This is a genomic window from Staphylococcus haemolyticus (genome assembly GCF_006094395.1).
In the GTDB taxonomy this organism is placed as follows: Bacteria; Bacillota; Bacilli; order Staphylococcales; family Staphylococcaceae; genus Staphylococcus; species Staphylococcus haemolyticus.
In genome coordinates, this window is sequence record NZ_CP035291.1 from 286,233 (window position 1) to 307,879 (window position 21,647).

General features: G+C 33.4%; 18 protein-coding genes. 11 read left to right on the forward strand and 7 right to left on the reverse strand.

Annotated features, from left to right (window positions below):
• Positions 1-233 precede the first annotated feature (233 nt).
• From EQ029_RS12505 to EQ029_RS01310, 5 genes are all read left to right on the forward strand, one after another.
• Positions 234-395, forward strand: a complete 162-nt coding sequence (locus EQ029_RS12505; RefSeq protein ID WP_170177293.1) for a hypothetical protein — start codon at positions 234-236, stop codon at positions 393-395.
• Entirely contained in the window at positions 385-1,224 is an 840-nt protein-coding gene (locus EQ029_RS01295) for a DUF4352 domain-containing protein (RefSeq protein WP_230197438.1), read from the forward strand. The genes EQ029_RS12505 and EQ029_RS01295 overlap by 11 nt, the downstream gene beginning before the upstream one ends.
• Before the next feature lie 14 nt (positions 1,225-1,238).
• On the forward strand, positions 1,239-1,595 hold the full coding sequence (locus tag EQ029_RS01300; RefSeq protein WP_053031346.1) for a hypothetical protein: 357 nt from the start codon (positions 1,239-1,241) through the stop codon (positions 1,593-1,595).
• Positions 1,596-1,669: 74 nt separating this feature from the next.
• The gene (locus EQ029_RS01305) at positions 1,670-2,146 is read left to right on the forward strand and encodes a peptide-methionine (S)-S-oxide reductase (protein WP_011274670.1); all 477 of its coding nucleotides are present in this window, start codon (positions 1,670-1,672) and stop codon (positions 2,144-2,146) included.
• A gap of 136 nt (positions 2,147-2,282) precedes the next feature.
• On the forward strand, positions 2,283-3,122 hold the full coding sequence (locus EQ029_RS01310; RefSeq protein ID WP_011274671.1) for an SDR family oxidoreductase: 840 nt from the start codon (positions 2,283-2,285) through the stop codon (positions 3,120-3,122).
• A 70-nt stretch (positions 3,123-3,192) separates the two neighbouring features.
• Here the strand turns inward: EQ029_RS01310 and EQ029_RS01315 are convergent, their stop codons facing one another.
• On the reverse strand, positions 3,193-3,552 hold the full coding sequence (locus EQ029_RS01315; protein WP_037558368.1) for a DoxX family protein: 360 nt from the start codon (positions 3,550-3,552) through the stop codon (positions 3,193-3,195).
• An 18-nt stretch (positions 3,553-3,570) separates the two neighbouring features.
• Positions 3,571-4,623 (reverse strand): LLM class flavin-dependent oxidoreductase, encoded by a 1,053-nt coding sequence (locus EQ029_RS01320; RefSeq protein ID WP_057504875.1) that lies wholly within the window; start codon positions 4,621-4,623, stop codon positions 3,571-3,573.
• A gap of 235 nt (positions 4,624-4,858) precedes the next feature.
• On the opposite strand from EQ029_RS01320, the gene EQ029_RS01325 reads away from it, so the two are divergent.
• Positions 4,859-6,037, forward strand: coding sequence for an MFS transporter (locus EQ029_RS01325; protein WP_029376613.1), 1,179 nt, complete (start codon positions 4,859-4,861; stop codon positions 6,035-6,037).
• Positions 6,038-6,093: 56 nt separating this feature from the next.
• Complete coding sequence (locus EQ029_RS12510; protein WP_011274675.1) at positions 6,094-6,267, forward strand: hypothetical protein; 174 nt, start codon at positions 6,094-6,096, stop codon at positions 6,265-6,267.
• A gap of 40 nt (positions 6,268-6,307) precedes the next feature.
• Here the strand turns inward: EQ029_RS12510 and EQ029_RS01330 are convergent, their stop codons facing one another.
• The 4 genes from EQ029_RS01330 to EQ029_RS01345 all read right to left on the reverse strand — a co-directional run bounded on the left by EQ029_RS01330 (position 6,308) and on the right by EQ029_RS01345 (position 12,541).
• Positions 6,308-6,877, reverse strand: coding sequence for a TetR/AcrR family transcriptional regulator (locus tag EQ029_RS01330; RefSeq protein WP_038812901.1), 570 nt, complete (start codon positions 6,875-6,877; stop codon positions 6,308-6,310).
• Positions 6,878-7,220: 343 nt separating this feature from the next.
• Complete coding sequence (locus EQ029_RS01335) at positions 7,221-8,165, reverse strand: glycine betaine ABC transporter substrate-binding protein (protein ID WP_011274677.1); 945 nt, start codon at positions 8,163-8,165, stop codon at positions 7,221-7,223.
• 23 nt (positions 8,166-8,188) lie between these two features.
• Positions 8,189-10,870, reverse strand: a complete 2,682-nt coding sequence (locus EQ029_RS01340; protein ID WP_057504874.1) for an MMPL family transporter — start codon at positions 10,868-10,870, stop codon at positions 8,189-8,191.
• 798 nt (positions 10,871-11,668) lie between these two features.
• Positions 11,669-12,541 (reverse strand): LysR family transcriptional regulator, encoded by an 873-nt coding sequence (locus tag EQ029_RS01345; RefSeq protein WP_037558363.1) that lies wholly within the window; start codon positions 12,539-12,541, stop codon positions 11,669-11,671.
• A gap of 151 nt (positions 12,542-12,692) precedes the next feature.
• Here EQ029_RS01345 and EQ029_RS01350 point away from each other — a divergent pair, with 151 nt between their 5' ends.
• The 4 genes from EQ029_RS01350 (at position 12,693) to EQ029_RS01365 (ending at position 19,217) form a co-directional block, all read left to right on the forward strand.
• On the forward strand, positions 12,693-13,304 hold the full coding sequence (locus tag EQ029_RS01350; RefSeq protein ID WP_057504873.1) for a metallophosphoesterase: 612 nt from the start codon (positions 12,693-12,695) through the stop codon (positions 13,302-13,304).
• A 116-nt stretch (positions 13,305-13,420) separates the two neighbouring features.
• The gene (locus tag EQ029_RS01355) at positions 13,421-15,514 is read left to right on the forward strand and encodes a hypothetical protein (protein WP_041615064.1); all 2,094 of its coding nucleotides are present in this window, start codon (positions 13,421-13,423) and stop codon (positions 15,512-15,514) included.
• Positions 15,515-15,878: 364 nt separating this feature from the next.
• Entirely contained in the window at positions 15,879-17,453 is a 1,575-nt protein-coding gene (locus EQ029_RS01360) for a YfcC family protein (protein WP_057504872.1), read from the forward strand.
• Positions 17,454-17,678: 225 nt separating this feature from the next.
• Complete coding sequence (locus EQ029_RS01365; protein WP_033079667.1) at positions 17,679-19,217, forward strand: PTS transporter subunit EIIC; 1,539 nt, start codon at positions 17,679-17,681, stop codon at positions 19,215-19,217.
• A 120-nt stretch (positions 19,218-19,337) separates the two neighbouring features.
• Here EQ029_RS01365 and EQ029_RS01370 read toward each other — a convergent pair whose 3' ends face one another.
• Positions 19,338-21,500 (reverse strand): amidase domain-containing protein, encoded by a 2,163-nt coding sequence (locus tag EQ029_RS01370; protein ID WP_057504871.1) that lies wholly within the window; start codon positions 21,498-21,500, stop codon positions 19,338-19,340.
• Positions 21,501-21,647: the final 147 nt, after the last annotated feature.

Here is a 21,647-nt window from a genome sequence, read left to right on the forward strand (position 1 = left end):
CTGATTTTGTAATTCCAGTTTAAAAACTAATTCTGAAAAAGTTATGAATAATTCGTATTATCTTCTTAAATTCATATAAAAGAGTTCGAAAGGTTGGGATATCAATTAATTATTAATGTCACTAAAAAATTTAAATCAAATATAAAAATATATTACTTTTTAAGTTTTAAAATATAAAATAATATATGTAAATAGTATCTTTTCAATTTACAAAAAAAGATGAGGAGGCTAATATGAAAAGATTATTTTTTATAAGTATTATATTTTTAGTATTTTTAGGAGGATGTTCCTTCAGTGACAACAAAGATAAAGCAGAAGGTGAAGAAGCCAATAACAAGGCTAAAGCTACAGACAAAATGAAAAAATTTAAAAATAGGTCAAGTCGTGGATGCTGACGGTGTAGATATTAAAGTAGTTAAAGCTGAATTCGTAGATAACTATGATGAGTATAGTGCGCCTGTAAATGGCAAAGCTTTGAGAGTATACATAAAGTTTAGAAATAATAACGATGATCAAGTTTTAATGGATAATACTGATTTCAGTATGAAAGTAAATAACGAGAATTATGAAGAATGGTATGGTAGTGAAGATATGCATGAAGGATTTAGCCACCAATTAAATCAGCATAACACTGCATCAGGCTACATTACTTATGATGTACCGGAAAGTGATCAATATACTTTAGAATTAGATACCGTACCTAATTTCAACAAAGTTAGGGCACAATGGATTATTAATAAATCAGAAATTAAGAATTCAAATGGCACTAAAGATACTTCGGCTAGCTCAACTACAGATGTTGAGGACGAATCAGATACAACATCTTCTAGTAAAAAAGAAAATGATGATTCTGATCAAGCGGACGTGGGCGTGACATACCCTGCTTATATGTACAATGCTTTAGTAGATGAATATAATTCACTCACTGATGGTGAAAAGATGAACCATGTATCTAAAGATGTGTTAGAAATTGAGTATGATCAATTAGAAGCTCGTGTAGAAGCATTGTATGAGAAAGAAAATGCTAAAGCGGAAAAAGAATACGAAAAAGCAATGCAAGATTATGAAGACCAATTGGCTCAAGAAGAATATGAACAACAACAAGCAGAACAAGCTGAAAATGAAGCATCTGAATCTGATGACAATTCAAATGGTCCTGGTTCTGATGATCCATCATTAGACAGTGGAACAGAAGATACTTCTTCTGAAGATGACGCAGCGTAGAGAAGGAGACAACAATGGAACAAAATTATATGAATGAACCTAAGCCAACTAACAGAATTATTGAAATGATTCTTGGAATAACAGGAAGTATATTTGGAATTATTGGTGGATTGATTGCGCTAATTCTAACAAACTATGACAAAAGTTATGGTTCAGAACTTGTTGGATTAATGACTATTGTGGCAACCAGCTCTATTATTTTATCAGCAATAACTTTAACATTAAGCTGTTTAATTAATAAAAGACGTGTCTTAATTGGTATTATACTTATTGTTGCTGCAATAATTCATATATATTTATTAGGATTTTTTGGTTATTTATCAGGTATTTTAATCCTCGTTGCTGGGATTATCGCATTAGTTAGGAAATAATTTGATAGAATAGAAGGAAACTATGACAAAGTCCTTCTATTTTTTTAATTATAAATTGAAATGAGTTGTTAGAGATGGAAACTGTATACATTGCAGGTGGATGTTTATGGGGTGTTCAAGCGTTTATAAAAACATTGCCAGGTGTCTTATCGACTGAAGCGGGACGTGCAAATGGAATATCTGAAACACTTAGTGACAAATATGACGGCTATGCAGAATGTGTCAAAACGTCATTCGACCCTATGCAGACATCAATTACTGACTTAATGAATTATCTTTTTGAGATTATAGATCCATATAGTATTAACAAACAAGGCGTTGATGAAGGACCCAAATATCGTACAGGTATTTATAGTGATGAACAGAAGCATCTTGAAGAAGCACGCGACTTCATCTCAAAACGACCTGATAAAGAGCGAATTGCCGTAGAAGTGTTACCTTTAAATAATTACGTTGCAAGTGCTGAGGAACATCAAGACAGACTCGATAAACATCCAGAAGATATCTCATACTGTCATGTTACGCCTGACATGTTGAAAAAGTATCTTTGAAAATTTCCATTGATACAATAATCACTATTTTGTATAGTTATTTCAAATCATCCTCACATAAACGCATATCCAGACAAATTTGGGCAATACAGTACTATAGAAAGTAATTAAATTATAAAAGAAAGAAACGATAGTAATGACAGTTTTACTGACAGGCGCGACCGGACATCTTGGGTCACATATCACTGAACATGCAATTAAAGAACAGGTGCCTGATTTTAATATTGGGATACGTAATCCAGATAAAATGCCATCACACTGGAAAGATAAAGTAGGCGTTAGAGAATTAGATTATTTTAATGAGGAAAGTATGGTTCGTGCTTTCAAAGGTATTGATACGGTTATATTTATTCCGAGTATTATTCATCCGTCATTTAAACGACTCCCAGAAGTGGAGAATTTAGTCAGTGCAGCTCATAAAGTACATGTCTCACACATTATGTTTATTGGATACTATGCAGATCAACATAATAATCCTTTCCATATGAGTCCATACTTTGGCTACGCTGAACGTTTACTTGCATCTAGTGGTCTTAAATATACTTATGTCAGAATGGCGATGTATATGGATCCATTGAAACCTTATTTACCAGAACTTGCAGATATGCAGAAACTCATTTATCCAGCGGGTGAGGGTCGTATTAATTATATTTCTAGAGATGATATTGCTAGAGGTATCGTAGCATTATTACAACAACCAGATAAATTTGGACACAGATACTTACTATCTGGCTATAGTTATTCTATGACAGAATTAGCAGCAATCTTGTCTGAAGCAGCAGGTTCTAAGATTGAATATAGTCCTGTTTCTTTGGAAAAGTTCTCAGAAATGTATGATGAACCTAAAGGGTTTGGTGCATTGCTTGCATCAATGTACGAAGCAGGTGCAAGAGGGTTACTTGATCAACATTCAAATGATTTTGAACAACTAGTGCATGATAAACCACAAACTTTCCCAGAATTTTTAAAAAAGTGAACAATAAAAAATAGGACGTGTGATGATAGTCATCGCACGTCCTACTTGTACATTATAAAGTTTAACTATATTATTTGTTATCGCAATCGAAAGTATCAGCAAAGCTTAATGCAGCTAAACCTAATAAGTCTAAAGCGTGTTGAGCGCCTTCTTTACCATGTCCAGCTTCAAAGTGTTTGTAAGCAGCAACGCCTAATACACCGAAAGTAGCAATTGAACCTAAACGAGATAAGTTTTTGTTTAAGAAACTAGCAGCATAAAAAGCAGCGGCAGCAGCTTCTACAGTACCAGCTAATTTAACTGAGCTTTCTGGTAAACCGAATACATTTTGGAATGTATCGATCATACCTTGATCACCTTTTAATTTTGGTTTAGCAGAGCTATATAATTCTTTAGCAAGTTTTAAGTTTGCAGCATAACGTAAAATCATAATTTAAAAATCTCCTTTTTATTTGTTTTCAAAGTATTTATCAACAATAGGTTTAACGCGCTCGCCAAATAGACGGATTGATTTCATTACATACTCATGAGGCATTGAACCTACAGGTGTATGAATCATAAAACGGTTAAGACCTAACGTTTCAACAGTTTCAATAATTTTTTGGGCAACCGTCTCAGGACTACCCAGATAGATTGCGCCTTGACTTCCTACTTCTCTTTCAAACATCTTCTCGTCAAAGCTAGGCCATCCACGTTCACGACCTAAAATATCATGGTGTGCTTTTAAAGAAGGGAAGAATTCTTTCTTAGCGTCCTCGTCTGTTTCAGCAATGTACCCCCATGAGTGTACCGATACGGATAATTCGTCTGGATTATGACCGTATGATTCTGCGACAGATTTATAAATCTCAATATTGCGTGTAAATCGTCTAGGATTACCACCAATAATCGCATACGTTATTGGTAACCCAAAGGCACCTGCTCTTAATGATGATTCAGGTGTACCACCAGTTGCAATGGAAATAGGTAACTTACCATGTTCGACACGTGGATAAATACCTGTTGAGTCGAAACTTGGACGTAATTTACCATCCCAACTTACAACTTCATGTTCGTTGATTTTTAGTAATAATTGCAGCTTTTCATTAAATAATTCTTCGTAGTCATTTAAATTATAACCGAATAATGGGAAAGATTCGATGAATGACGCTCGTCCAATCATAATTTCAGCACGTCCATTAGATACTGCGTCTAATGTCGCATATCGTTGATACACACGTACTGGGTCATCTGATGATAACACAGTTACTGCAGATGACAATTTAATATGCTCAGTACGTGATGCTGCAGCAGCAAGTACGGTCACTGGATCTGATACAGCATAATCAGGACGATGATGTTCACCTAATCCATATATATCTAATCCTAATTGATCAGCTAGTTCAATTTCTTCTACAATATCGCGAATTCTCTGAGCATTTGAAACAGCAGCTTGTGTACCATCAGGCATAACCATATCACCATTATCTGCAAATGAAGTCAATCCTAATTCTATTTTCAACACGTCACCTCCATTGGTATAAATTTTATACTAGAATTGTAGTCCTTATTTTAGGATTAGTCAATAGAAATGTTTCGAATTAGAGATTTTTTTATTTTAAAAAGCGAATATGTGATTTTTAAATGAAAGAACTTTAAAAGTATTTTGTCAATTTCAAGTAGTCTTTTGAAAAATAAGTGAAAGTGTCATAATAGAAATGTTGTAGAAAATAGAAAGAAGGGAGAAGCAAATGTCTATCCAAAAAACAATGAATTACAACAAAATAACAACCATATTCTTTATTGCAGGAATTATAGTAATGAGCAGTTTATATACGGCAATTCCATTAACTGCAGAGTTTGCTAAAGACTTCAAAATTCCACAATCAATTGCAACTTTAAATGGTGTTGCATTTTCCGTTACATATTCAGTAAGTTGTTTGTTTTATGGGACTATTTCAGAAAAATATGGGAGAATTCGCACCATATTATTTGGGATATGTGGGCTTGTAATGATTTGTATGGTTATGGGTTTTGTACATTCTTTCGCGATACTGGTCGTTTTAAGAGCGATACAAGGTATATTTGCTGCTGCCTTTTCACCAGTATCTATCACATACGTGACAGAAACTTATTCACCGGTCAAACGTATGACTGCGATTAGTTTCATTAGTACGAGTTTCATGTTATCAGGGATTATTGGTCAAAATTTAAGTGAGATCATAGTAGGTTTTTCAAATTGGCATATGGTTTATTTCACTTTAACGGTGCTATATATCATCTTAGCTTTCGTAATTCATAGACAAATTCCTGAAAGTCCAGTGAAGAATCCCGACATTCAATTACTTAAATTCTTTAATAATTTTAGTGATTTTAAAACGAATAAAGCCGTGCTCTTGTGCTATGGGGTGTCGCTCACATTGTTAACTATGTTTATTAGTATGTATACAGTGTTTAATCATTACGTCACTTCCGATACCATTGGTGGGGATGAAACAACTGCGATTAATGCTAAACTGTTTGGTATTATTGGTATGTTGTTGTCTCTAATTGCAGGACGAATCAGTGATCTCATAGGTGTTAAAAATCTTATTTTAAGTGCATTAGTTGTGAGTACAGTAGCACTTATCTTAATGTCTGTAACAACAAACATCGTGTTACTAATTATTTGGAGTGTGCTATTTGTAAGTGGTATCGCCTTCGCAATTCCATCAACAATTTCTAAAGTAGGCTTAACTGTTCGAGGTAACCAAGGGTTCTTCTTATCAGTAAACACATTTGTTTTATTCTTAGGTACTGCGATTGCACCTATTCTAAGCATTGTCCTAAATACGATTTCAAGTTTCACAGTACAATTTAACATTATAGCTGTGATTGGTATTATCGCTATTATGATTGCACTATGCATGCCACGTAGAAAATATGAATTGAGGTAACCAATTTCTAATTAAATTTAGTGAATTAGGTTATAACATAATAAAAGGTGATATCAGTGGATAAATCATTAATGATTTCAAATGCATTAAATCTTATTTTGATGATAGTACTCATTATATTTAATATGGTTAATATAGGTGTTTGGCCAATGGTCATTCTGGCACTATTAATCGTAGCTAATAGTATTTTTATGGTTTATAAAACAGTAGACGCTAAAAAACGCAAATGACAAAAAAGCAATCTCACTCTTAATTTATGTGAGATTGCTTTTATTTATCATAACAATATAATGACGTTTCAAGCACATTATTTAATGTTTCAAACACTTCTTCAACGGTATAGTTATAGTCATTTTCTACCCAACGTCGTAGTACTTCTATTACGCCACTACTGTAAAAATCAGCTACAATTTCAGGATGCTTACTTTCTCTAATCTTTTGCGCTAATGGGTCACGCTTACGAGTTGAGTTATTTAACATCATTTCGCGACTCACATTTGTTAAACTTCTAAACACATCCGCCTGTCGAGACGAAACTAATAAATGTTTGAAAATCTTTTTATTATTACCAATGTAATAAATAAAGTCTTCAAATGATTCAGGGGTTGTAATGTCTGCTGATGTGTCACCTTTAGCTATAATTTGTTGTGTAATAAAGTCAGGTAAAGTGTAGAGTAATTCATATTTATCTTGGAAGTATCTGTAGAACGTACTGCGGTTGATTTCTGCAATATCACATATTTTTTGAACCGTGATTTCATCAAAATGATAGTCATGTAAAAGTATAAACACTGTTTCATGAATATGTTTAATCATACGTTTTTGATTTGCTGACGGCATTATCTGATTCTCCTATATATTTAATCTAGTCAGATAGCCTGACGTAATAAGAGTAATTTATCACAATAAAATTGATTTTTCCAAACATAACAACTGATACTACGTTTAAATTTAGTTACAAAAAAAGAGTAATTAAGTTATCTGAAACGTTTAATACTATAAGAACGATATAAAAAAGTGGGAGCGAAACTGAGTTTAGTTTCACTCCCACGTAATAATAGCTACGGTTGAGAAGAGTTAAGCGCCTTTTCAACTCGGTTTGCTACTGTAAATTTGCATTATGAGTTTTAAATATGCTACACCAAACGAGCATATTCTTTATTTGTCTTTCCTAACTATGCAATTAGTTAGTCTCAATACCTTCTAACCATTCATCTACTTTATTATCATTATCATCAACATAGTCTTTAGCTACTTGTTCTGGATTTTTGTTATCAACAAAGATTTTTTTAGCTAATTTGTCTTCGTCAGATTTACTCCAATCATCTGCCATACGTGTTGCAATTGTATATGCAGCTGGATGTGCTTCTTTAAAGTCTTTGTTAAATACTAAGTCAATGTGTTGATTATTATTACCATAAATGTTGTCTGGATCTTTCAACATTTTAACGTCTAATTCTTTAGAGAACCAGCTAGGTTCCATTGCTGTGAAGACGATAGGTTCTTGTTGTTTAAAAGCAGATTGAATTTTCTTGAATTGGTCTTGGTCAGAACTTTCTTTCAAGCTATATTTATCCAAGTTGTCACTATCAAGTTCATCTTTAGTTTCTTGCATAACACCATTACGTGCGTCTGTTCCTTGAATTGTCCAATCTACAGATTTTCCGAAGTCACTATTTTTTAAGTCACTAATTGAGTCGACATCTTGCACGTACTTAGGTACGGCTAAACCTACTTTTGCGTTATCAATTAAATGTTTATCATCATAAATTGTTAATTTACTTTTGAACTTATCGTAGTAACTTTTATCAGTAGTAGGGAAGATACCTGATGCATGGAATGAATCAGAGTTCTCTGATACAGCAGCGTATAATGGGCCACTTGCTGTTACTGGTGTAGTTGTTACATCATAACCTGCTTTTTTCAATACTTCTGCTATAACTAGTGAACGTGGTGTTGAATTATCACTCGCGATATAAGGTATTTCGATTTCTTTATTACCAAGTGATGTTTGACTATCGTCTGATGAACCACTACCGCTACCACTATTACCACAAGCACTTAGCACTATGGCTAAGGCAAGTGTGGCTAGTAGTCCTAAGAATTTCGAACTACGTCGTTTTAACATAACGTGTTTCCTCCTTTTTAATATTAGTCTCTAAGTTCGTCATCATGACGATGTTGAGATGATCGGTTATATCTATCGTAAACACCTTTGTTGTTTTCACGAGCGTATAACATTAATGCTTTGAATAATACATCTTGATCAATATTGCTATCAGTTAATTCTTTGTATAAGTTTGTTGTTTTATCGAAATTTGAATCATGATAATCATGGTTATCATTGTGTTGAACATGATTGCTATGACGATAATCATTGTTTCTATCGTAATTGTCTTGATAGTGTCGATCATTATAATTACGTTCATCATAATGAGTATGGTCGCCATTTTGAGTATAAAGTGATTCATAGTCTATATCATCACGTTGATTATCATAATGATGTTGGCGATGATGCTGGTCATGATGATTATCTAAATGCACAGAACGGTTATAATCTTCGTCATTATAATTGCGATTATGTTTACGATTGTCATTTTGATAACTATGGTTATCTTTGTCTTGTCTAGTGTAGTCATTATTTCTATCGTTGGCATGACCGTTTTCAGAAGATGTGTCGTGATGATTATCTTCTTCTAAAGCCTTACCTTCAACGTCAACGTTTGGCAATACTGCACCTAACCATTTAGGAAGGTACCATGAAGCTTTACCAAAGAGTTTCGTCAATGCTGGAATTAATGTCATACGTACGACGAATGCATCGAATAACACACCGAAACCTAATGCGATACCCATTGACTTAATTGCACTGTCATCTTGGAAGACGAATGCGATGAACACACTGAACATAATAAGTGCAGCAGCTACAATAACAGGTCCACTCTCTTTAATACCAACACGGATTGAGTGATCGTTATCACCAGTCTTACTGTATTCTTCGTGTACACGTGTCATTAAGAAGAGCTCGTAGTCGATGGCAAGTCCGAATAACAATCCAATTGTGATTACTGGAAGGAATGCAAGTAAAGGTCCTGTGTTTTCAATACCAAATAAGCTACCCATAAAGCCATGTTGAATGACTAATGTTGTGAAACCTAATGTAGCCATTAATGAAAGAATAAAGCCTAATACTGCTTTTAATGGAACTAAGATTGAACGGAACACAATCATTAATAAGAAGAATGCTAATACAACGATAACGCCTGCAAATACTGGAATTGCGTTGTTTAGTTTTTCTGACATATCAATGTTAATAACACTTTGTCCTGAAATTTCAGTGCCATAGTCATATTTTTCTTGCGCTTGACTATGATAATCACGTAAGTCATATACTAGATTTTCTGTTGACTGTGAGTTTGGTCCTTTTTCAGGAATGATTGTGAATAATGCGTAATTGTTGTTGTCAGTTAGTTGTGCTTTTGAAACTGTATCAACATTATCAATGTCTTCTAAATCGCTACGCATATTATTTAAGTCACGTTCGATAGTACTTTTACTTCCACCATCTTTTGTATTAACTAACATGACAATTTGTCCGTTATAACCTTCGCCAAAATTATCTGAGATTAATTTATATGCTTTGTATTCTGATGAGTTAGTTGGTTTTAAACTATCATCAGGAATACCTAAACGCATGCCACTGACTGGTATAGCAGCTAAAATTAAAATAATTAAACTTACAATAACAGCGATAACTGGCTTACCAACAATAAATTTTGCCCAAGGATGATCTTTAGGGTCTTTACTTTTAGATGGTTTATCTTTAATTTTAATACTTTTATGGAAGATACTGATTAGGGCTGGTAATAGTGTTAATGCTGCTAATACTGCAAATAATACACTAATCGCTGAAGCGAATCCCATAACCGCTAAGAAGTCGATTCCTACAAGTGATAAACCACAAACAGCAATCATAACTGTAAGACCAGCGAATATTACAGCACTACCTGCTGTACCCACTGCTGTTGCGATAGCTTCTACAGTATCGACACCTTTTTTCTTAAGTTCTTTAAATCTAAATAGAATAAAGAGTGAGTAGTCAATACCAACAGCTAAACCTATCATTACAGCTAGTGTAAGAGTGAAGTTTGGAATATCAAAGATATATGTTAATAATGCGATGATACCAACACTTGAACCTAAACCGATGATTGCACTAATAATTGGCATACCAGCTGCGATAAGTGAACCAAAGGTAATAAGTAAGATTACGAATGCTACGACGATACCGACAATTTCTGATGTACCACCAGGTTCAGCATTCATAGCGCCACCTTGAGTTTTTTCAATTTGCACATTATGGTTGTCTGTTATATCTTTTAATTCTTTGTCGATGATATGTTTAGAAGAATCTTTTAATCCAGTTTGTGGAACTACATAACTTACGTTAGCGATAGCAGTATCGCCTTCATCGTTAACTTGTCCACTGTCATATGGATTAGAGATATTTTGGATATAATCATCATTTTGTCTGATATTATCTAAAGCATCTTCAATATCTTTCTTCGTATCTTTATTATTGAGCCCATCATTCTTATTAGAATGGAAGACTATTTTCATCGAGGCTTTCTCACTGTCCTGATGAAATTCTTTACTGATTTTATCGTTTGTGTCTAATGACTTAAGGCCATTCATAGTTATGTCACTGTCAAACTTCGGTGAGTTTATCATTAATGGCGTGATAATGACACCTAGTATAACAAGCCATCCTATAACACTTAGCCATTTGTTCTTAGCTATAAATTTTCCTAGTTTGTATAATAGCTTTGCCAAGACATTTCCCCCTATTTCATTAATTTATATCGCTTAAAGTATGGGTAGTGTGTTGATGATTTGTGAGCAATTACATTAAATCGATACCTCAAATTAAGCATATTTAAAATGTTACATTTGAGAATGTAACAAGTTATACCCACGTTCGGTACCATTAAAAGTTTTACGTCGTTGGAAAATGCAACACTTTGGAAAAATTGTTGGTGAAAATAGCGTGTATTAAGGGGATATATAAGAAAACAGGTAACCTCGTGATGATGGTATACCTGAAAATAATTTGGTATGTAGACTTGCGATGTAGTTAGTTCATTAAATAAAACAGGAGAAGTAATGCGCCTATTAAAACAAAAATTACGCCAGGAATATAAATTTTTTCTCTGAGGTCAATGTTACGTTGGTATGCAACAAATCTACTAATACCGATTAAAATTAGACCTAAAAGTAATAAAATGATGGAAAGAACGAGCATTAACCGTACCTCCTAATCAAAAAAGTACAATAGCAAATTGATTAATATGTATATCTTTCTTTCAAATCTATTATATTATGTAAGCGTATTTTTTTATAGCGATTTATTAATATATTGTAAAATTGTTATAACTTTTTGGAATGTTTATTAACAAAATTTATACATTCTTAATATTTTATAAAGGTAATAATAAACTGACTTTTCAAACTATACGTATTTGAATTATTTTGAGAAAAGAAACAGAAAGCAACTGTAGAAGGGCGGATAGTATTAAAGAGCAATCATGTTAATAAATATTTAATCAACGTGATTGCTCAAATTTGCAGGAACTATTTAGTGTTATATATTAATGTGATGAAATCTTGGATAATAGAAGTGAGATGTCTATCATTACGGTATATGAGTGAGATGTAACTTGTGGTTGGGGCATTAGGCAAAGTCTTACTAATAATGCTTGAATGATGACTTATAGCATTTTCACTGACTAAACTTAAGTAATTTGAATCTTTTATTGTTGTAAGGATACTGCTAATACTATTGGTTTCCATGTGAACGTCTAAGTTGATAAAGTTCTTGTTACGCCATTCGTCTATACTGTCTCGAGTTGCTCCGCTATTATGAATGATAAAACGGTAACTACTAATATCTTCTAAAGTAAGATGATCTTTTTGAGCAAGTGGGTGACGTTTGTCCATAGCAAGCACTAATGGATTCTCATGAAGACGTTTAACTTGTAGTTCCCCCTCGTTAAACCCTTTTTCAGCTATGACAGCAATATCAATCTTACGGTTTTTAACTTTCTCGATAATAATTGGCGCAGTATCTACTGTTAAGTTAATATCTATATTCGGATGTTCATGCATATAGTTTTTAAATGTTGATGGTAAAATGCTATAGATCGGAGCATGACTCGCACCAATTCTTAAAGTTCCTCGTTTAGATTGCTTGAAATCTTCCATCATATCTGTTGTTTCTTCTATTAAATTAAGCATTTTATTCGCATTCCGATAAAGTAATTCACCGGCTTCAGTGAGGTTGAAATGTTTACCTTTTTTGAAATATAGAGGTAATCCACATTCTTTGCTTAAGTTTTTTAAATGAAATGTTACCGTTGGTTGTGTGATACCAAGTTTTTCAGCGACGGCGTTTTCGTTTTGTGCTTCAACGAAATGTTTAAAGATGAGTAATTGCTTTGTATTCATAAATTGATTTCCCCAAAATATATATTTTGTTTATACTATTTTCTATAATAAATAAAGAATTTTGAGGACACGTTAATAATTTGTTTAAAGTTAGTTAAACAGTGGTTTTATATTAATATGCAATAAGTCGTAGGTTAGGGGAGAAGGAAGTATGAAAGAAAGGATACTTGTGGTTTCTGATATTCACGGTCATCGGAAGGCACTCGTCACTCTTTTAATGGCAGTTAATTTTAATGTGAGAAAAGATCAACTCGTTTTAATGGGAGATTATGTTAATAATGGACCCGATTCATTTGGGACTTTGAAGTTAGTGAAACGCTTAAAACGTCGAGGTGCACTTGCCTTGGCTGGCAATCATGAGATGCGTTGGTTAGAAAGTAAAGATAAAAAAATCAAACGCTGGCACAAATTTTTAAGAGAATTGTCGACAATCGAGGTCATAGATAATTACATATTTGCGCATGCTGGTATAGATACGTCTAAGCCTTTAAATAAACAGATTAAGGAATATACTACTGGTCATTATAACCATAATTTAAATAGAAACATCCCTAAAAATAAATATTTGATACATGGTCATATTCCAAATTATCGCTATGGGTTAAAAAATGATGAATTATATAAAAAGAAAAATTTACTAGATATTGATACAGGTGCTGGTCATAATAAATTCTTATCTCTTATAGATTTAACTAATGCGTACCAATACTCTGTTAAGGTTACAGATACTAAAAAAATCAACACTAAACGTATAAAATTATAAAAATCTAAGACTGGTCAATGTTTGGAACCTTTAATTAATTTTCAAAAAATAGAAGTATAAGTTTTAAATTAAATGTTATATAATGAAGTGGAATATTAATAAAAAGGGTGACATGCATGAAGAAGCTTAGACAACATTCTAAATTTAATTCGTATTTAAAAGTGTCATGTTCAGTGTTGTTAATGAGTGGAACATTAGTGGGTTATGGATTTACCAAAGATGGATTTGCACAATCAAATGACCGCATTGACAACGTTTCAAGTGAAATGACATCTGTTCAAAATAAACTTGATAAAGCGATAGATAAAGCGAAAGCAAAAATTGACCGTTTGAAGTACCTACAAGCCACTGATATTAAGAGTTATAAAGAAGATATTGAAGATGCACGTAATCAGTCTGAAATTGATCAAATTTTAAGGGATGCACAGGAAGAAGACCGTATATCAAATGAGGAAAGTACTAAAGAAACTGGTGAAAAAGCAAGCACTTCAAATGAATCTTCACTCTCAACTGCTAAGCAATCATCAACGAATGAAGAAAATAAGCTAGATGAATTAGATAAAGTAATAGCCGATTTAGATTCTTTATCTGAAAAGGTTGATACCCATCAACAAAATGGCGATATGAAGTCGGAACAAGATTCCACAAATAATAATGAAAATAGCCAAATAAGTAGTGGACAATCAGCGTCTTCTCAAAACAATAAGAATCAAATAAATGATAAAAATGATGATACCTCAATATTGGATGAAATGGATAATGTTAAAAATGACATAGAATCAACTAAAGAAAGTGCACATTCATCTGTAGAAGATATTCGAGATCAAACTGACTCATCCATTCAAGACGACAATTCAACAGAATCGCAATCAAAAAATAATACTAATACTGCATCAGATAAAAGTATTCTAAGTGGTATCAAACAGATAGATAAAGATGAAGACAGCCATAAGTCAAACAAGATTGATTCAAAAGAGGGTCATGTTGATGCATTAACTGACGAATTATCTGCTAATCAAAAAATTGACCAAGCCATTACAAAAGTTGAAAATCAACAAGATAACACATCGAAACGTTATAGTGACCATAAACTTGAGCAATTGAGACAGTTAGAACAACAAGTAAAGCAAAACAACAATTTGACTAATGAGCAAAAGCAAAATGTTGAAAAAGATATTAAAATTGTTCGACAAAATGTTAAAGCGAACCGAGATGAAATAAGTGGTCGCTTAGAACAATCTTCAAATAAGCAAGCAACAGTCGAACAAATCTTAGGAAGTGTCTTTAGTAAAAACGAAGCTCAAAAGATAGCCAAGAAGATTAAAACTAACGGTCAGTCAGATAAGCAAATAACAGATCAAATGATGAAACATATCGACAACCTCAAAACGACAACAAGTGATGATATTTTGGCATCCATGTTTGATCAAGCGCCTGATAAAGAGGCTTTAATCAAAACATTGCTTTCAACACGTTTAGGAAATAATGAGGCATCACAAATAGCTAAACAGCTTGCTAAAGAGAACTTATCTAGCTCAGAATTAGTAAATCAAGTGAAGCAAAAAATTAACGCAAATCAAAAAATAACAGCTGATGATATTCTTAAAGACGTACTTGACAAATCGTCAGACCCTAAACAAACCATCGAAACGTTATTAGCTACAAAGTTAAATCAAACACAAGCGAAGGCGTTGGCAGATCTTATTGCTAGAGCGCAAAACGATAAAGCTAATGCGTTAGATTTAGTGAAAAACGCATTAAACGGTACTGCTAGTGATTTATTACAGTTGCAAAATAAACTCGACACTGCAAAAAATAATTTGAGTTATATCTTAGATCCTATTACAAATAGACCTTCGCTATTTGATCGCATTAATGGTAGTGCATCAAGTTCTAACTCTCTTAATCAAGGGTCTCATTTACTAGATGGACTAACTGGTAGTAGTTTATTAGATGGTCTTAATTCAGGAGGAAGTCTGTTAGACAATATTGAAGATATTCCTAATCCTGTACAAGGATTATCATTAGGACAATTAGGCGATGATGATGGATTTTTAAGTGGTTTATTTGATGATGAAGGGAATCTATCTTTACCAAATACTGGGGAAGTAGTTAAAAAGTCTTGGCTACCAGTAACAGTGTTATTAGTGATTGCTGGGGGCACATTAATAGGGTTAGGTCGTCGTAAACAACAAAAAACAAAACAATAAATACAAACTTAAAGCGTGGATAATTGAGTAATCATTACTTACTTATGTTATCTACGCTTATTTTTTGGAAAAGAGGCTCAACGTCGGTTAAGAAAGCGCTTGCACAATTTCCTGAAAATAGCAAGTGAATTTTGAGAAATTATTGGTAAAGTTATGTGAAATAATTATGGAATACTCAAAAATATTTACACTTTATTTAATATTCATATTGATTGTAAAGTGCATTAGACATACACTAATAGTGGAAAAAGAAATTGAGAAATTTTTCACAAAGTTGCTTAATTAACAAATTTTCACAAAGTATACGTTTTAAAGGTGTATAGCATTTTCATAGATAAAAAAATACTTGAAGGGGTTGAAAAGGATGACACACACTAACGAAGTTACTAATAGCACTAGCAAAGGACGAAAAAAACGATTCTCGCTTAAGATGCCTGGCGCATTTACAATTTTATTTATTTTAACTGTAATCGCTGTTATGGCAACGTGGATGATACCGGCTGGTGCATACTCTAAGTTATCTTATGATGGCGGTGCTCATGAATTTAAAATTGTCGATGCTCATAATAAATCAAAAACAGTCCCTGGAACACAAGAACAATTAGATAAATTAGGTGTAAAAATTGATGTAGACCAATTTAAATCAGGTGCCATCAATAAACCTATCTCAATTCCTGGAACATACGAACGATTAGAACAAAAACCTGCTGGACCAGATCAAATTACATCAAGCATGGTTAACGGTACAATTGAAGCAGTCGATGTAATGGTATTTATTTTAGTATTAGGTGGACTCATTGGTGTTGTACAAAAGAGTGGTTCATTTGAATCAGGACTTTTAGCACTTACTAAAAAAACTAAAGGTCATGAATTTTTACTTGTATTCATGGTATCAGTATTCATGGTACTAGGTGGTACGCTTTGTGGTATTGAAGAAGAAGCGGTAGCATTTTATCCAATACTCGTACCTATCTTTATCGCCATGGGATATGACTCAATTATCTGTGTTGGGGCAATCTTCCTAGCAAGTTCTGTAGGTAGTACATTCTCAACAGTTAACCCATTCTCAGTTGTTATCGCATCAAATGCAGCAGGTACAACATTCGTAGATGGTTTATATTGGAGAATTGTTGGCTTAATTGTGGCAACAATATTCACAGTGGGTTATTTATACTGGTACGCTAAAAAAATTAAAAAAGATCCTAAAACATCTTACACATATGAAGATAAAACTAAATTTGAAAATCAATGGTCAGTTATTAACGATGATGGCGGAGAAAAACCATTTACACTACGCAAAAAAATCATTTTAATTTTATTCATCTTACCATTCCCAATCATGGTGTGGGGCGTTATGACACAAGGTTGGTGGTTCCCAATCATGGCCTCAATGTTCCTAGCATTTACAATTGTAATTATGTTGATGGTAGCATTAGGTAAAGATGGACTTGGCGAGAAAGTGGTCGTCGATGCATTTGTAGAAGGTGCATCAAGTTTGGTAGGGGTATCACTAATCATTGGTTTGGCACGTGGTATCAATATGATTATGAATGATGGATTAATCTCAGATACAATCTTGAACTTCAGTTCATCACTTGTACAAGGTGTAAGTGGACCGATCTTCATTGTAATATTGTTGATTATCTTCTTCTTCCTAGGTTTCATTATTCCATCATCTTCTGGTTTAGCAGTGCTTGCAATGCCAATCTTTGCACCACTTGCTGATACAGTAGGTATTCCTAGATTTGTTATCGTAACAGCATATCAATTTGGTCAATATGCAATGTTATTCTTAGCACCAACAGGATTGATAATGGCAACATTACAAATGCTAGACATGAAGTACTCTCACTGGTTGAAATTCGTATGGCCAGTCGTTGCCTTCGTATTCATCTTCGGTGGTGGCATGCTTGTCACTCAAGTATTAATTTATTCATAATAGAAGAATTAAATATTAGAACTGTCAACGGTGTCTACGACGCTGTTGGCAGTTTTTTAATAGGTATGGTCTTTAAATTAGAAAAATTTATGTATATTATTTTGAAAATGTTTTTCATTTTAGGTAATGATATTGATTAAAATTTTCTTTAGTATTATATTTCTATTTAAGAAAGCGTTGTCAGTACGAATATAGAGTGATTTTATTTCAAAGGAGGTAATAAAAATGAATAAATTATTTGAGAAAGCACAACAATTTGGGAAATCATTCATGTTACCAATTGCCATTTTACCAGCAGTAGGTCTATTACTTGGGATTGGTGGAGCATTGAGTAATCCTAATACTGTAAAAGCATATCCATTTTTAGATATTACATTACTACAAAACATATTTACGCTAATGTCTTCTGCTGGAAACATTGTTTTTCAAAATTTACCAGTAATATTTGCTATTGGTGTAGCTATAGGATTAGCACGTAGTGACAAAGGAACAGCAGGATTAGCAGCACTAATTGGCTTTTTGATAATGAATGCAACTATGAATGGAATGCTACAAATTACAGATGATTTAGCAAAAACAACAGAATTAGCTCAAAAAGGACAAAGTATGGTATTAGGCATCCAAACAATTGAGACGGGTGTGTTTGGTGGTATCGTAACAGGTATTTTAACAGCATATTTACATAATAAGTTTAATAAAATTGAATTACCTGCCTATTTGGGCTTCTTCAGTGGTTCTCGTTTTGTACCTATTATTACTGCAGTTAGCTCAATATTTCTAGGCGTAATTATGTTTTTTGTTTGGCCAACAGTACAGAGTTGGATTTTTAATGCCGGAGGATTAGTTGAAAAGACTGGAGCTATTGGAACATTCTTCTTTGGATTTATATTACGTCTATTAGGTCCTTTTGGATTGCATCATATTTTTTACTTACCATTTTGGCAAACAGGACTTGGGGGCTCATTAGAAGTAAATGGACATATGGTACGAGGTACTCAAAATATCTTTTTAGCCCAATTAGGTGATCCGAGTGTAACACATTACTTCTCTGGTATATCTAGATATATGTCTGGTCGATTTATTACGATGATGTTTGGGTTGTGCGGTGCAGCATTAGCTATTTACCATACAGCTAAGCCAGAGCATAAAAAAGTAGTTGGAGGATTAATGTTATCAGCTGCATTGACATCATTCCTAACAGGTATAACTGAACCATTAGAATTTTCATTTTTATTTGTTGCACCTGTTTTATATTTAATTCATGCTTTCTTAGATGGATTAGCATTTATGATGGCGGATATATTTAATATTACAGTAGGACAAACATTTAGTGGTGGATTCATTGACTATATATTATTCGGTGTACTACAAGGTAATTCTAAAACGAATTACTTATGGGTTATACCAATTGGAATCGTTTGGTTCTGCTTATATTACATTATTTTTAGATTCTTAATTATTAAATTTAATTTCAAAACACCTGGACGTGAAGATAAAGAACAAATTGAAAGTGTTGAAGCTACGGAACGTGCTGATACTATTATCAAAGGTTTAGGTGGTGCTACTAATATTGAGGAAGTAGACTGTTGTGCTACTAGACTTAGAGTAACTTTAAAAGATGGATCATTATTAAGTAAAGATACTTTAATGACAACAGATGCTAAAGGTGTCATTATTCGAGGTAATGGTGCCCAAATTGTCTACGGACCACATGTTACAACAATTAAAAATGAAGTCGAAGAAGTTTTAGAGCAAAAATCATAAAAGATAAATCGGATAAACGCTTAATCTAATAAAAATAGGCAATTTCTATTGTAATAAAATAGAAATTGCCTTTTTGATCTATTATTTAAATTACTTTAATTAATCTAGCTCACATCAGCTTTATTTAGGTTCAATATAGTGTAAGTCTTCAGCTGTGCTAGCATCAATTGTACGATATGACACAATGCCTAAACCTTTGACATTAGATTCTGAGATGACGATAGAGCCATCTTTATTTACCTTTTCAACAAAGGCAACATGACCATATACATCATGCGCACCAGCTTGTCCTGCTTCAAAGACGACTGCGCTATGTGTAGACGGTGTTTGACTGACATCATAGTTATCACTTTCTGCACGGTTATCCCAGTTATGGGCATCTCCCCAGTCGCTACCTACTTTCTTACCAAATTGTTGAACACGTTCGTATACATACCATGTACATTGACCTTGAGGATAAGGTGAAGATGAATCTGTGATTTCAAATGATTTAAACTTACTACCTGAAGCATCTTCTCCACTAGATGTTTGTTTAGCATAGCGATCTAAATCTGGCATTTTTTTCTTATCAAAATCAGTTAAGTGATAGTGCTTGATTAAGCTATTTAATTTAGTAGCATAGTTAGGGTCTGTAGCATACGTACGGCTTAAATGTCGTGTCGCGTCACGATAATCTATAGCTTCATGCTTCCAAGTAGGTTTATAAATTGTTGGATTACCGTCGATACCATTTTTAATTAAATCAGCATAATCTTCCAATGATGCTTTAGTACTTGGATATTTACGGAACCCAGCATTAATACTAAACATACTGTTGTCACTACCAGCTTCTAGCGTATTAAAGTTTACAGATTGTCCTTTATAACTACCTTTAATACCAAATAAATTATAATTAGGTGCTTGTGCTAAGGTACTGTTTCCTGAACTAGATTCAAGAATAGCTTGAGCAATCATTACTGAGGCATAAAGATCTTTATCTTGACCAATCTTATGTGCATCTTTAGCGATAGACTTAATAAAGTCACGCGTACCTTTATTTTCAACAACTGTTATATCGCCATCCGTTACGTCACTACCATTAAGTTGAGGTAATGTTTGGAACAGACTAGTTGAACGCGTATTATTTTGCTTAAAGTCATCTTCAAATGACTGTGCAGGTGTAGTTTTATGTTCAAGCTCCTTCTTAGTTGGCAACTGAGGGTTACTTGCTTTATTAGTGCTCTCTTTTGATTTTTCATCTTTAGATGTGTCTGATGCGTTATCCTTTTTAGATGATTCGAAATCTTGATGCGTCTTTTTAGCATCTTCACTGTATTTATCGAGCACAGTGTCTAAGGCAGATTCAGACAGACTATTACTATTAGAAGATGATGTTTTACTAGAATCATTGTTTGAGTCGGTGCTTGTGTCGTCATTATTTGATTGATGATCAGTGTCATCTGTATTATTACTTCCTTGGTTATCTTTATCATCATCTGTTTCATCTGAGACTAAATCATCAATGGCATCTAACGCTTTACTAACACTTGCATCGTCCTTATCTTGATTGGCAGTTGATTGTTGATTTGTATCTGTCTCATCTTGTTGTGAAGTCTTATCTGATTGGTTAGCTTGCTCACTACTTTGCTTTATGTCATTTTTGTCGCGATCCGTTATGTCAGAAGATGAAGCGCTATGTTCTGTTTGATCTTGGTCTTGTGCATCACTATCTTGCTCATTTGTAGAGTGCGTGTCATCAGCTGTTTCACTAGCGCTTGTGGGTTGCTCATAATCTGAAATATCACTATCGAAATTAAATAATGATGCAATTAAATGAGTTAGGCTAAATCCATTTTGATATAAATCAGGATTTAAAAAGTTAGAAGCAGGTAAACCACTAGAATGTGTTGCGTCAAAGATTGGAGAAAGGGGTGTACGGTAAGTGCTATTTGTATCTTTATAACGCTTTTGATGACTGCGAGATACGCTTGTGTTGTCATCATCTTTCTCCTCTGATGACGTATCTGATGTCTTAGACTTTTCTCGTTTTATCTTGTTCTTCGAATCTTCCTTAGTAGGTGCTTCAGAAGATGTGTTATCGGACTGAGTATCGTCTGGTTGAGATGCTTCATTAGTATTATTGTCATTTGCATCTTTATTATGTTCAGTCTGTTCTTCTTGTGTGCTAGATGATTTCACCTTAGCATCTTCGTTTGTGTCTTCAGCATGTGCAATGCTAGTCGTAAATGTTGGCAATACTAGCGTTGTTGTTAAAAAGTAAATCATGAATTTATGCTTCGACATTACGCTCTTTTCCTCCTATCAAATTAACTATGGTGGTATGCGAATATATCAGAATTTGATATAATATTTATTATGATTTTTAGTTGATAAGTATCAACTAATTATTACTTTGCTTAATAAAAGTATTATACTAACTCTATAAAGAAA